This window comes from Thalassobius sp. MITS945101, from assembly GCF_047123305.1.
Taxonomy (GTDB): domain Bacteria; phylum Pseudomonadota; class Alphaproteobacteria; order Rhodobacterales; family Rhodobacteraceae; genus Thalassobius.
This window is the reverse complement of the sequence record NZ_CP138918.1, coordinates 2,584,784-2,596,847: the sequence shown is the minus strand read 5'-3', so window position 1 is coordinate 2,596,847 and position 12,064 is coordinate 2,584,784. Positions and strand designations below refer to the sequence as shown.

The following is a 12,064-nucleotide window of genomic DNA, read 5'->3' as shown; positions in this document are numbered from 1 at the left end:
CCGTCGCGGTCAAGCGAAAGGGCTTCTTTCATCCTGACCTCTTTAGCGGAATATTTAACGTGGCCCGCAATCCGGTAAACAAATCGCCACGGTGCCGCCTGATAAGCCAGCCGGGCGCGAAGGTCAAGAATACCAATCCTTATGACACCTCTGCGTGAGCAGAGCGATGCCCCCTTGCCACCAGAGCTGTTTGCGCCATCATCGGCCTCAACAAGGGAGCATAGAATGAGCAACGCAATCGACCTTTACTACTGGCCCACGCCGAACGGCTGGAAAATCTCCATCGCACTGGAGGAAATGGGCCTACCCTACAATCTGCATCTGGTGGACATTGGCGCCGGTGCCCAGTTTGAACCGGAGTTCCTGAAAATCGCCCCCAACAACCGGATGCCCGCCATCGTGGATCCGGATGGACCAGACGGCGCCCCGATTGCGATGTTTGAAAGCGGCGCGATCCTGCAATATCTGGCCCACAAGACAGGCCAGTTCTATGGCTCCAACGCGCGCGAGCAGGTGGCCGTGGAACAATGGCTTATGTGGCAGATGGGTGGCGTGGGACCAATGGCGGGTCAGGCGCATCACTTCCTGAAGTATGCCCCAGCGATGGATCCGCCCAACGATCTGCCCTACGCCAAAGACCGTTACCGCAATGAGGTCAGCCGACTCTACCGCGTGCTGGACACCCAGCTGGCGGACAACGAATATGTTGCCGGCAATTTCTACTCGATTGCAGACATGGCGATCTGGCCCTGGGCGTCACTTTGGGAAGGGCAACAGCAGGACATCAGCGACAAGCCGAACCTGAAACGCTGGCTGGACCAGCTGGCGGCCCGCGAGGGCGTTGCCAAAGGCCGCGCTGTGGCAGCCGACATGCGGTCCAACCTGCAGGACAACAAAAAAGCGCAAGAGCTGCTGTTCAAACAAAAAGGCTGACCAATCGGCCAGCCCTTTCAAGCGTAAAAGTAACGGCGGGGATCACTCCGCCGTTTCTTTTTCTTCGGTAGCGTCCTCATCGGTGTCCGTGCTGTGGTCTTTGAACACCTTGCCCTGCGTCATGAAGAACAGGAAAATCGCCGCCGTCAGACCAAAGGTTTTGAAGTACACCCAGGTTTCGGTGGTCTGGGTGCGCCAGACAACTTCGTTCAGCGCCGCCAGGCCAAAGAAGAAATACATCAACCGCCGGGTCAGGATCATCCACCCCTCGCTGGTCAAAGGCAGCGCGGTGTCCATCACGGCTTCCAGATAGCTGGTGCCGCGCAACAGGCCAAATCCCAACGCACCACCAAACAGCAGGTAAATCAATGTCGGCTTCAACTTGAAGAAACGTTCATCATTCAGCCAGACAGACATGCCGCCAAACACCACCACCAGCACCAGCGTGACAATCTGCATCTTCGACAGATGTCCGGTCAGCCGCCACAGTATCAGGGTTGAGGCAATCAGAAGCGGGATAAATCCTGCGGTAACAACGATAAACCCGTCATAGGCCGTGCCTCCGATGTCAAAGCTCTGATCCTTGAGCATGATATAGGCCGCAAAGAAGGCCGCCACGGGGCCAAACTCCAGCGCGGATTTCAGCATCGGGTTGACCGAATTTGCCTCAGATTTCTCTGCAGCGGTTTCAGGGCTCTCAGACATCTTCTCTCCTCAATCCGGGTTTTGGCCGGGGTGTTTCGGGATCAGACGTCCCCGTTGGCCCCTATATCGGACGTTCAGCCGCCCATTTCAACAATCACCGCCCCCAAAGCGATCAGCGCCATCAAAGCGATGCGGCGGGGGCCAACAGTTTCTTTCAACACCAGCCAGCCGATCAGCGCCGCAAACACGGTGGAGGTTTCACGCAGAACCGCGGCCTCACCCACCTTGTCCAACCGTGTTGCCATCATGACCGAGCCGAAACTGGCAAAGGCCACCAGCCCGCCAATCACCCCACGCAGCATCAGTGGGGCCACCGCAGGCGAGTTCACCATGCGCCGCCAGCGGACATAGGCGACAGGGGGCATGGCCAGCCCGTCAATCAGGAAAAACCACGCCAGAAAGGTAAAAGGATCCGCCGTCGCGCGGATGCCATAGGCGTCATAGGTTGTATAAAGTGCCACAAACAGGCCGGTCATTGCCGCCAGCACCATCGCCACGCCCAGCGTGTCACGGGACGAGGTGAGGAACACCATGTTGTAGAGCGCCAGACCAAAAATCCCCGACAGCAACACCCCCACCCCGGCCCATTGCACTGCCGTAAACGTCTCACCAAAGACCAGATAAGCGCCCACCACGGTGAACAAAGGCCCCATGCCACGCACCACCGGATAGACCACGGTGAAATCGCCCTTGGTGTAAGCAAAACTTTGCAGCAGCTTGTAGCCAACGTGGATGACAAAGGCGCCAAAGAAGATCGGCCACATATGTGGCTCGGGCCAAGGCACCACAAACAGCGCAAAGGGCGCGGCCATCGCAGCATAGCTGAAGTCAATCGCGCCCCGGGACAGCCAGGGATCATGCCGCCCCTTTTGAAGCGCCCCAAACACCGCATGTAAAAACGCCGCACTAAGCGCCAGGACCAAGGCCAGCTGGTGCCCGGCCTCAGTGCCTTCCAGAGAGGTTAACCAGGCGCTCACAGCCGCCGTCCCAACCGGCTCAGATCACGCGGGGTTCAAACTGCCCCATCTCAATGTCACGCAGGCGCTGCAGCCGTTCCGAGATATCAATCTCGCGCCCGTCATGGGCCAGAACCACTGGTCCGCCATCTGCGTGCAGCGCGTATTCGTCGATCAGCGCCGAAACGATGGTTTCCACCGTAAAGGCATTGCGATAGCGGCGCAGCAGGCACAGGTCGGTGATCCGCGGCAGTGCGTCAGGGTCGGCGCTGTCCCAGATCAAACGCCCCGCGCCGACCAGAATGTCACCTTCCGTAACCACAACCTCGGCATAGAGGATGCGGTCATCGCCCCATTTGTCGTCACCCGGAAACGGATAGCTCAAGCGGCAGCCGTCCAGCAGTTCATCAACCGCTTCGTGCAGCGCCACAATATCCCAACCGTGTTCGTTCTTCAGTGAATCATGAATTTCAAGCATCGAGACCCGTCAGCGCCTTTGCAAATTCTTCGGGATCAAAGGCTTGCAGATCATCGATCTGCTCACCCACGCCGATGGCGTGGATCGGCAGGCCAAACCGGTCAGCCAAGGCCACCAGCACGCCGCCCTTTGCGGTCCCATCCAGTTTCGTCATCACGAGCCCAGAGACATCCGCCAGTTCACCAAAGGTCGAAACCTGGTTGAGCGCGTTCTGTCCGGTGGTCGCATCCAGCACCAGCAAGGTGTTATGCGGTGCGGTTTCATCTTTCTTGCGGATCACCCGCACGATCTTGGCCAGTTCTTCCATCAGATCCGCACGGTTCTGCAACCGCCCGGCCGTATCGATCAGCAAGAGGTCAGCGCCATCCGTTTCGGCCTTGGTCATGGCGTCAAACGCCAGACTGGCCGGGTCCGAGCCTTCGGGTGCAGTCAGAACCGGCACACCAGCCCGTTCGCCCCAGACCTGCAGCTGTTCCACAGCCGCCGCCCGGAAGGTATCCCCGGCAGCAATCACCACGGATTTACCTGCAGCACGGAACTGGCTGGCCAGCTTGCCAATGGTTGTGGTTTTGCCGGATCCGTTGACCCCCACCACAAGAACCACCTGCGGTTTCTTAGCGTAGATCGGCAGCGGCTTGGCCACTGGCTCCATGATGCGGGCCACTTCCTGTGCCAGCAGGGATTTAATTTCATCGGTCGACAGTTTCTTGCCAAAACGGCCTTCCGCGATATTGGCCGTCACCCGCGTAGCGGTTTCGACCCCCATGTCAGAGGTGATGAGCAGCTCTTCCAGCTGCTCCAGCATATCGTCGTCCAGCACGCGGCGGGTGACCTGCTTGGCCTCGCCCCGTCCCATCAAACGCCCCAGGAAACCAGGCTTGGCAGGCTCTGGCGCCGGTTCTGCCGCAGGAGATGGTTCCGGTGCTGCGGTTTGCGGTGTCTCGTCAGCCGGCGCAGGCGCAGGTTCAGAGGTCGGCTCAGGCGCCGCGTCGTCTGCCGCAGCCTTACTTTCGCTTACCGGCTCTGCAGCGGCCTCTGGGGTGGTTTTCACCACCTCTTCGGCTTCCCCGCCGTCTTCAACAATCGACTCCAGACCATCCTCAATCCGCGAGGAAGATTTCATCAACCGTTGTTTCAATTTGCCGAAAAAGGACATCCGGGACTCCGCAAGTGTTTGATTTCACCTAGCCAGTTCCCGCCCTTTATGAAAGGCCAACCCCTTGTTTTCTTGGGGATTAGCCTGTGGAAAACCCTGTGAGACTCAATGTATTTTCACGCGATGAATCCATATAAAATAAGCACTTGCGCGAGGTAGTAAAACAACCAAACCAGATGCGATCCCAACCGCCCCCAAATCCCGTCATTTTTGATGAAAATCTGCACCGAAAGCAGCAGATCAGACAAAATGAAGGCCAAAGCGCCCCAAAATACCGTTGTCTGGGGAATCGGTTGCTGCGCCGCGACACATCCCATGATCAGGATCAGCCCCACGTAAATCCGCACCGGTCCGCGCAGCTCAGCCGTGTGGGGCTGCAACCACTTCTCGGTCGACAGCCCCAGCAGGATCAGCACAAGCGGCACCGCGATAGATGCGGGCGTGGTGAAGACCTCAGGTTCAAAAATCTGAATGAACCCCACAACATAGAGGATATGCCCCAGCGCAAAGGCGCCGATACCCGCCATCAACGTCCGTTCACCGTCACGCGCCAGCAGATAATCACCCAAGGCACAGGCCCAAAGCCCCGCCAGCGGCACCAAAGGCGCGCCACTGATTGTCAGCCCCAAGGCCGGAATGGCAATCGCCCCTGTCTTCACGAAGGTCTTCAGCGGACTTGCAGGTTTCCAGCAGAACTCGACCAGATAGAGCAGCGACAGCGCCCCACCGATCAGCAAGAAGAGATTAAGCGCAACGTCCGGCATGTTTTCCCCGCAGTTTCAGACATTTGATTTGGCACAACAGCCTGTCTCGGGCAGCATGGCGACATGACACGTGTAATGCTAGCCTCCCTCCTCCTTTCCCTGCCGTCAGCTTTGACCGCACAAAGCCCGATGAGCGCCGAGGAGTTTGACGCCTACACCCAGGGCCAAACCTTCTACTACGCGGAAAACGGCACCGCCTATGGCGGCGAGGAATATCTGCGCAACAGACGGGTCAGATGGTCGTTCCTTGGGGACGAATGCAAAGACGGCTACTGGTATCCGCAAGACGGATTGATCTGTTTCGTCTACGAAGACTTCAACGGCCCACAGTGCTGGAGCTTCACTGCAACCAGCGACGGGCTGCGCGCCACCTTTCATGGTGAAGGCGCAACAACCGAGCTATATGAGGTGAGGAAAACTGACAAGCCACTGCTTTGCCTGGGTCCAGAAGTCGGCGTGTGACTTTCACTATTCCGTTCTGGCTGGCGTAATTTTCGACATTACCCACCGAAAGCTATCACTTTAACAACCAGCCGTATATTCTCAGCCCCAACGCCGCTCCCAAAGCCACCCTGTGGATAACTCTACTCCAAAGCCCTGCCTCATGCCCCTTTTCATCCTCGCAACATTGCTTCCTGCAACCCTATTGATCTGTGGCAGCGTGTTCGGAGGTCTCTGGGTCGTTGCCGCGGTGCTGGCAATCACAGTGTTCGCCTGGGGGATAGATCGCTTTGCCCACACGGCCCCTAACCCTAGGGAGGAATTTCCATCCGGCGACGGTTTGGCGGTGCTGTTAGCTGTATTACATCTTCCGTTGCTGCTGCTGGCCGTTTGGACGATCGGTGGCACAATGCACTCAATACTGGAAAGGCTCGGCCTTCTCGTGGGTTACGGGCTGTTCTTCGGGCAAATCGGGCATCCCAACGCTCATGAGCTAATCCATCGCGGCAACCGCTGGCTGCGCCGCTTGGGCAAGCTGGTCTATTCATCTTTGTTAATCGGCCATCATGTCTCTGCCCACCCGCTGGTGCATCACATCCATGTGGGCACCGATAAAGACCCCAGTTCCGCGCGAAAAGGGCAAGGGTTCTGGCGGTTTGCAGGGCATTGCTGGCGTGGCGGCTTTCGCGCGGGACTGGCGGCCGAAAACAAAAGACGCCGAGGCCAAAACCCGCTGCGTCATCCGTATCTGCACTACCTTGCCATTGCGGCGTTAACGATTGGGACCGCTGCGTCCTTTGGCGTCAACATGCTCTTCGCCCTGTTAGCTATTTGTTTCTATGCACAATTGCAGATGATGCTTTCGGACTACGTGCAGCACTACGGGCTGCGACGTAAGATTGATGAACGCGGCAAAGCCGAACCTGTCAGCGCAGAGCACAGCTGGAACACGCCCCACCGCTATTCCTCGGCAATGATGCTGAACGCCCCACGTCATTCGGATCATCACCTCAATCCCGGCCGTGCCTACCCCGGACTGCGTCTGACAGAGGACATGCCCCGCCTGCCCTATTCGTTGCCGGTGATGGCGATGATTGCCCTATATCCGGCGCTGTGGCGGCGGATCATGGACCCGCGACTTGCGGCTTGGCTCGATCGTTAGGAAACAAAAACGGCGCCCCAGAAGGCGCCGTTTCTTTAGCTTTACGCGGACCCTCAGGAGGCTTCCGGCGTCTCCGCGATGTCTGCCAGGCGTGGCATCAAATCCAGCAGCGACTTGGTGTAGTCGGTCTGCGGATTGTTGAACAGCGCCTCGGTTTCTTGCAGTTCCACCAGCTTGCCCGATTTCATCACGGCCACCCGGTCACACATCTGGCGCACCACCGGCAGGTCGTGGCTGATGAACAGCATGGTGAGGCCCAGATGCTCCTGCAAATCCTTCAAAATGTTGAGGATTTGCGCCTGAATGGACACATCCAGTGCCGAGGTCGGCTCGTCACAGATCAAGAAGCGCGGCTGGGTTGCCAGGGCCCGTGCAATCGCGATCCGCTGACGCTGACCACCGGAGAATTCATGCGGGTATTTAACGGCCGCTTCCGCGCCCAGCCCCACACGTTCCAACAGTTCCGCCACCCGCTGATCCACCGCTTTGCCGTCCAGCAGGCGGTGATGCCGGATCGGCTCTGACACGATCTGATCCACCCGCATCCGCGGGTTCAGAGACGAATAGGGATCCTGGAAGATCATCTGGATCTCTTTGCGATATTCGGCCTGACGGGCCTTGTCGCTCAGATCACTGACCAGATTGCCGTCGAAATCGACCGCACCGCCATCCAGCTGATAAAGCCCCGAGATCATCCGCGCGATGGTGGATTTGCCGGAACCGGATTCCCCAACAACGCCAAAGACTTCGCCCGGACGGATGTCAAAGCTGACATTGTCGACCGCAGTGAAGTATTCGCGGTCCCAGGGCAGCAGCCCCTGACGTTTGACAAACTTCTTGGTGATCCCCTTCACATCCAGCAGAGGACGCGACGGGTCGTTTTCGACCTTGGGCCAGGAACGGGCCAGATCCTCGATCGCAAAACGTGTCTCGCGACCGCCATAGGACAGCTGCGGGAACCGGTGCAGACGGCGCTGCGGACGGGGTACGGCGGCAATTAGGGACTGGGTGTATTCATGACGCGGCGCGCCGATCACCTGCGAGGTTGCGCCAGTTTCCACCACTTTGCCGCCATACATCACGGTAACCCGGTCGGTGGTGTCGGCAATCACCCCCATGTCGTGGGTGATCAGGATCACCCCTACCTGACGCTCACTGGCCAGTTCACGGATCAGATCCAGGATCTGCGCCTGCACCGACACGTCAAGCGCGGTGGTCGGCTCATCTGCAATGATGACCTCCGGCTCGGAACAGAGCGCAAGGGCAATCACCACCCGCTGCCGCATCCCGCCTGAAAACTGGTGCGGATACTGGTCCAGACGGCTGTCCGGATCCGGAATCCCCACCCGGTCGATCAGATCGCGGGCGCGCTGGTCGGCCTCGGCCTCATTCACGTCCAGATGGGCGCGAATGGTCTCAACCAGCTGCTGACGCACGGTGAACAGCGGGTTGAGCGAGGTCAGCGGATCCTGAAAGATCATCGAGATCCGGCGGCCCCGCAGGGACCGCATAGCATCTGCATCAAGGCCGCTGATCGCGTCCCCCTGCAGCTCGATGCCGCCATCGGCGATGTGGCCGGGGCGTTCCAAAAGGCCCATGATGGCCGCGCCGATGGTGGATTTGCCTGCGCCGGATTCCCCGACAAGGCCGTGAATTTCCCCCGGTTCCACCGACAGGTCAGCGGCGTTGACAGCGGTGAAAACACCGCGACGTGTCGGGAACTCAACCGTGAGGTTTTTGATGTTCAAAAGGCTCATGAGATCACCGCAATTTGGGGTTCAGCGCATCGCGCAGCCAGTCGCCCAGCAGGTTCACACTGAGGGCAAGCGCAAGCAGGGTGCAGGCGGGGAAGAACAGGATCCACCACTCACCCGAGAACAGGAAGCCCTGACCAACGCGGATCAAGGTGCCAAGGCTCGGCTGGGTTGGCGGCGCCCCCACGCCCAGGAAGGACAGCGTGGCTTCGGCGATGATCGCCAGGGCCAGGCTGATCGTTGCAATCACCAGAACCGGCGACAGCACGTTGGGCAGGATGTGACGGAACATGATCGGCAGGCTGCCGCGCCCGATCAGGCGGGCGGCTTGGACGTATTCCTTGTTCTTTTCAACCATGGTGGCGCCACGGACCACACGGGCAAACTGCACCCAGTCCGACAGGCCGATGGCCAGGATCAGCACCCAGATCGCCATCTGATCGCGGTATTCCACCGGGGTCACCCCTTTGGCGATCCCGAAGATCAGCATCGCTACAAGGATCGACGGGAAGGTCAGCTGTACGTCTGCCGTCCGCATGATCAGCGTGTCGGTCCAGCCACCGTAGTAGCCCGATACCAACCCAGCGATCACACCAAGGGTCAGCCCCAGCATCACTGCCGCAAAGCCCACAAAGAGCGAGATGCGCAGTCCATATAGAATGGTCGAGAACACATCGCGGCCCTGATCGTCAGTGCCCAGCCAGAAGGTTTCACCAGTGAAGGCGTTCGGCTCGCTTGGTGGGGTGAAGCCGTTCATCAGGTTCAATGTGGCCGGATCAAACGGGTTATAGGGCGCGATCAGCGGGGCAAACACGGCCGCCAGGATCAAGGTCATGGCCACCGCAAGCGAAATGATCGCCACCGGCGACCGGCGGAAGGCATAGCCGATATCGCTATCCCAGGCGCGGCCCAGCTTGGACTTGGGGCGCGCGTTGTCTGTTGTTGTTGTCTCAGTCATGTCTATCTCGCTTATCCGCGCAGCCTCGGGTCAATCAGCACATAGAGCAGATCGACGATCAGGTTGATGCCTACAAAGAGGACGGAAATCATCATCAGGTAGGCCGCCATCACCGGCACATCCACAAACTGGACAGCATTGATGAACAGCAGGCCAACACCGGGCCACTGGAACACGGTTTCAGTAATGATGGCGAAGGCGATAATCGAACCAAGCTGCAGACCAGTCACGGTAATCACCGGCACCAGCGTGTTTTTCAGCGCATGGCGGAAGTTAATGACCCGTTCGGACAGACCACGGGCGCGGGCGAAGCGGACATAGTCCTGACGCAGCACTTCCAGCATTTCCGACCGGACAAGGCGCATGATCAGCGTGGTCTGGTACAGGCCCAGCGTGATCGACGGCAGGATCAGGGCTTTCAGCCCGCTGGCGGTCAGGAAACCGGTGGTCCAACTGCCAAGGTCCACAACCTCACCGCGCCCGAAAGAGGGCAACATGTCCAGCTCAACCGAGAAGATGTAGATCAGCAGAATACCGATCAGGAAGGTCGGCAGCGAAACGCCCACCAGCGACAGGGTCATCACCGTATGGGCCATCCAGCCGTCGCGGCGGATGGCAGTGAGAACGCCCATCACGATGCCAAAGAACAGCGCCAGGAAGCCTGAAACCAATGCCAGTTCCAGCGTGGCCGGCAGCCGTTCGGCGATGATGTCGGTGACCGGACGGCCCTGGCGGTAGGACACCCCCATGTTGCCTTCGGCCGCGTTCATCAGGAATTTCCAGTATTGCACCGGGAAGGGCTGATCCAGTCCCAGCTGGGCGCGCAGACGATCAATGTCCTCCTGCGTTCTTTCCTGACCCAGCATGTTATCAATGGGGTCGCCCACGAAATTGAACATCGCAAAGGCAACAAGCCCCACGACAAGAAGCACGATGACGGATTGGAACACCCGTCGAACGATATAGGAAAACACGTTGTCCCCGCTTTAATTAAAGCGGCGCGCCGAAGCGCGCCGCAGGTTGGTTTAGTTTACGCTCACCCAGCGCAGGATAAAGAAGTTATCCGGACGTTGGGTCAGCTCGATATTATCGCGCACACCCCAGACAAGCGGCTGCACGTAAAGTGGTACATAGACCTGATCGTTCTGGTAGGTCGCAGTGACCTCGTCGATCATGGCCTGGCGTTTGGTGTCGTCGATCTCGGACTGGATCATCGGCAGTTTTTCATCCACCGCTGCGTTCGAGTAGCCGCCGAAGTTCCACGAGCCCAGTTTGTCGACCTGGCTGTGCACCAGGAAACGGATCGGGTGTTCGTGGTCAAAGGTGCCCGGCGACCAGCCCAGCAGATACATGTCAAAGTTATCTGCACGCAGTTCCGGCCAGTAGTTGCGCACCGGCATGGCATCCAGTTCCGCCGTAATACCAACCTGCGCCAGCATGGTGACAACCGCCTGGCAGACGGCTTCGTCGTTCAGGTAGCGATCATTCGGGCACTTCAGGCCAAAGGCAAAACCATCGCCGTGACCCGCCTCGGCCAGCAGGGCGCGGGATTTTTCGGGATCATAGGCGGGGCGCGCCGACAGCGCATCAGCGTAGCCACGCATAGCCGGGCTGACCAACTGGCTGGCTTCCTCGGCAGAGCCGCGCATGATGGTTTGCAGGATAGCAGGCACGTTGATGGCATGGGCCACCGCCTGACGCACACGCACGTCCTGGAACGGGTTGTCCGCACCTTCGTCGCCGTATTTCAGCATCGCGGCCTCATGGGCAAAGCCCAGCATGATCACGCGGGCCTCAATGCCACGGATCACCTTGACGCCGTCACGATCATCCACGCGGCCTGCATCCTGGATTGGCACGGGGTTGATCATGTCCACATCCCCAGACAACAGCGCTGCAACAGCGGTGGCGGGGTTCTGGATCGGCGTAAATTCGGCGCGGGTGATGTTGTGCTCTGCCTCACCCCACCAGCTGCCAAAGGGTTCCAGCACGGTTTTCAGGCCCGGCTCACGTTCGCTGACCATAAAGGCCCCGGTGCCGTTGGCGTTGATGGTGGCGTAGTTGCCTTCGTCTTTGTTCGGCTCCGCTGCGCCATTGGCTTCGGCCCAGCCGCTGTCGACAATCATCCAGTTGGCGATACTGTCGGGGAAAATCGGGTTTGGTGCCTTGGTCAGCACATCCACCGTGTAGTCATCCACCTTGACCATATTGGCCACCGGCGAGAACCAGGATTTGGTGTCGGCATTTTCACCCGACGCCCGTTTGTACGAGAAAATTACGTCATCGGCGTTGAAGGCTTCGCCACCATGGAAGGTGACGCCCTGCCGCAGATTGAAACGCCAGCCTTCGCCGTCGCCAATCGGTTCCCACGAGGTCGCCAGCGCAGGCTCAACCGACATATCCTTGCCGCGGCGCACCAGGCCTTCGTAGACGTTGTTCAAAAAGCCCAGAACGGGCGCGGAGTTCACCGCATGGGGATCCATCGTCTGCGGATCCGTGGTGCCGGCCCAACGGAACGTCTCTGCAGAGGCGCCGGTGGCGGCTAGCGCTAGGGTCAGCGCCGTGGTGGTAAATATCTTCATGGTCATCTCCCTGGATGTGCCCGCGCGAATTTGCGGGTGAGGCTGCAGTCTATCGAGATGATCGCGTGCGATCCGACCCAATAACCCATGTTACCGTTCACATTCTCGTGCGTTACGTACCGGCCCACGGTGCCATTGCTGTGGATTCGCAGTGGAAATCCGGTGGCCCAGAGGC

12 protein-coding genes and 1 riboswitch are annotated in these 12,064 nt (G+C 59.1%); of the genes, 3 read left to right on the top strand and 9 right to left on the bottom strand.

What is annotated here, in order from left to right; genetic code table 11:
* Positions 1-21 precede the first annotated feature (21 nt).
* A riboswitch (SAM riboswitch) is annotated at positions 22-100 on the bottom strand.
* Positions 101-225: 125 nt separating this feature from the next.
* Positions 226-933, top strand: coding sequence for a glutathione S-transferase N-terminal domain-containing protein (locus tag SIC14_RS12930; RefSeq protein ID WP_412562338.1), 708 nt, complete (start codon positions 226-228; stop codon positions 931-933).
* Between the two features lie 42 nt (positions 934-975).
* Here SIC14_RS12930 and SIC14_RS12925 read toward each other — a convergent pair whose 3' ends face one another.
* The 5 genes from SIC14_RS12925 to SIC14_RS12905 all read right to left on the bottom strand — a co-directional run bounded on the left by SIC14_RS12925 (position 976) and on the right by SIC14_RS12905 (position 4,992).
* Entirely contained in the window at positions 976-1,638 is a 663-nt protein-coding gene (locus tag SIC14_RS12925; RefSeq protein ID WP_412562337.1) for an inner membrane-spanning protein YciB, read from the bottom strand.
* Between the two features lie 74 nt (positions 1,639-1,712).
* Positions 1,713-2,615 (bottom strand): EamA family transporter, encoded by a 903-nt coding sequence (locus SIC14_RS12920; protein WP_412562336.1) that lies wholly within the window; start codon positions 2,613-2,615, stop codon positions 1,713-1,715.
* A 19-nt stretch (positions 2,616-2,634) separates the two neighbouring features.
* Positions 2,635-3,072 (bottom strand): hypothetical protein, encoded by a 438-nt coding sequence (locus tag SIC14_RS12915; protein ID WP_412562335.1) that lies wholly within the window; start codon positions 3,070-3,072, stop codon positions 2,635-2,637.
* A complete protein-coding gene (gene ftsY / locus SIC14_RS12910) occupies positions 3,065-4,228 on the bottom strand; it encodes a signal recognition particle-docking protein FtsY (RefSeq protein ID WP_412562334.1) in 1,164 nt (387 codons plus the stop codon). Before ftsY ends, SIC14_RS12915 begins: the two co-directional genes overlap by 8 nt.
* Before the next feature lie 116 nt (positions 4,229-4,344).
* Positions 4,345-4,992 (bottom strand): lysoplasmalogenase, encoded by a 648-nt coding sequence (locus tag SIC14_RS12905; RefSeq protein ID WP_412562333.1) that lies wholly within the window; start codon positions 4,990-4,992, stop codon positions 4,345-4,347.
* 63 nt (positions 4,993-5,055) lie between these two features.
* On the opposite strand from SIC14_RS12905, the gene SIC14_RS12900 reads away from it, so the two are divergent.
* Positions 5,056-5,454, top strand: a complete 399-nt coding sequence (locus tag SIC14_RS12900) for a hypothetical protein (RefSeq protein WP_412562332.1) — start codon at positions 5,056-5,058, stop codon at positions 5,452-5,454.
* Between the two features lie 142 nt (positions 5,455-5,596).
* Positions 5,597-6,595: an alkane 1-monooxygenase gene (locus SIC14_RS12895; protein WP_412562331.1), complete on the top strand. Its 999-nt coding sequence runs from the start codon at positions 5,597-5,599 to the stop codon at positions 6,593-6,595.
* A gap of 53 nt (positions 6,596-6,648) precedes the next feature.
* Here SIC14_RS12895 and SIC14_RS12890 read toward each other — a convergent pair whose 3' ends face one another.
* Genes SIC14_RS12890 through SIC14_RS12875 form a run of 4 tightly spaced genes read right to left on the bottom strand, consistent with a single transcriptional unit; the run spans position 6,649 to position 11,889 of the window.
* On the bottom strand, positions 6,649-8,352 hold the full coding sequence (locus SIC14_RS12890; protein ID WP_412562330.1) for an ABC transporter ATP-binding protein: 1,704 nt from the start codon (positions 8,350-8,352) through the stop codon (positions 6,649-6,651).
* Between the two features lie 4 nt (positions 8,353-8,356).
* The gene (locus tag SIC14_RS12885) at positions 8,357-9,307 is read right to left on the bottom strand and encodes an ABC transporter permease (RefSeq protein ID WP_412562329.1); all 951 of its coding nucleotides are present in this window, start codon (positions 9,305-9,307) and stop codon (positions 8,357-8,359) included.
* Between the two features lie 11 nt (positions 9,308-9,318).
* Positions 9,319-10,281 (bottom strand): ABC transporter permease, encoded by a 963-nt coding sequence (locus SIC14_RS12880; RefSeq protein ID WP_412562328.1) that lies wholly within the window; start codon positions 10,279-10,281, stop codon positions 9,319-9,321.
* Positions 10,282-10,332: 51 nt separating this feature from the next.
* A complete protein-coding gene (locus SIC14_RS12875; RefSeq protein ID WP_412562327.1) occupies positions 10,333-11,889 on the bottom strand; it encodes an ABC transporter substrate-binding protein in 1,557 nt (518 codons plus the stop codon).
* Positions 11,890-12,064: the final 175 nt, after the last annotated feature.

Coding starts and splice junctions, on each gene's coding strand:
- SIC14_RS12930 (WP_412562338.1), top strand. CDS start 226: ATGAGCAACGCAATCGACCTTTACTACTGGCCCACGCCGAACGGCTGG.
- SIC14_RS12925 (WP_412562337.1), bottom strand. CDS start 1,638: ATGTCTGAGAGCCCTGAAACCGCTGCAGAGAAATCTGAGGCAAATTCG.
- SIC14_RS12915 (WP_412562335.1), bottom strand. CDS start 3,072: ATGCTTGAAATTCATGATTCACTGAAGAACGAACACGGTTGGGATATT.
- ftsY (WP_412562334.1), bottom strand. CDS start 4,228: ATGTCCTTTTTCGGCAAATTGAAACAACGGTTGATGAAATCTTCCTCG.
- SIC14_RS12905 (WP_412562333.1), bottom strand. CDS start 4,992: ATGCCGGACGTTGCGCTTAATCTCTTCTTGCTGATCGGTGGGGCGCTG.
- SIC14_RS12900 (WP_412562332.1), top strand. CDS start 5,056: ATGACACGTGTAATGCTAGCCTCCCTCCTCCTTTCCCTGCCGTCAGCT.
- SIC14_RS12895 (WP_412562331.1), top strand. CDS start 5,597: ATGCCCCTTTTCATCCTCGCAACATTGCTTCCTGCAACCCTATTGATC.
- SIC14_RS12890 (WP_412562330.1), bottom strand. CDS start 8,352: ATGAGCCTTTTGAACATCAAAAACCTCACGGTTGAGTTCCCGACACGT.
- SIC14_RS12885 (WP_412562329.1), bottom strand. CDS start 9,307: ATGACTGAGACAACAACAACAGACAACGCGCGCCCCAAGTCCAAGCTG.
- SIC14_RS12875 (WP_412562327.1), bottom strand. CDS start 11,889: ATGAAGATATTTACCACCACGGCGCTGACCCTAGCGCTAGCCGCCACC.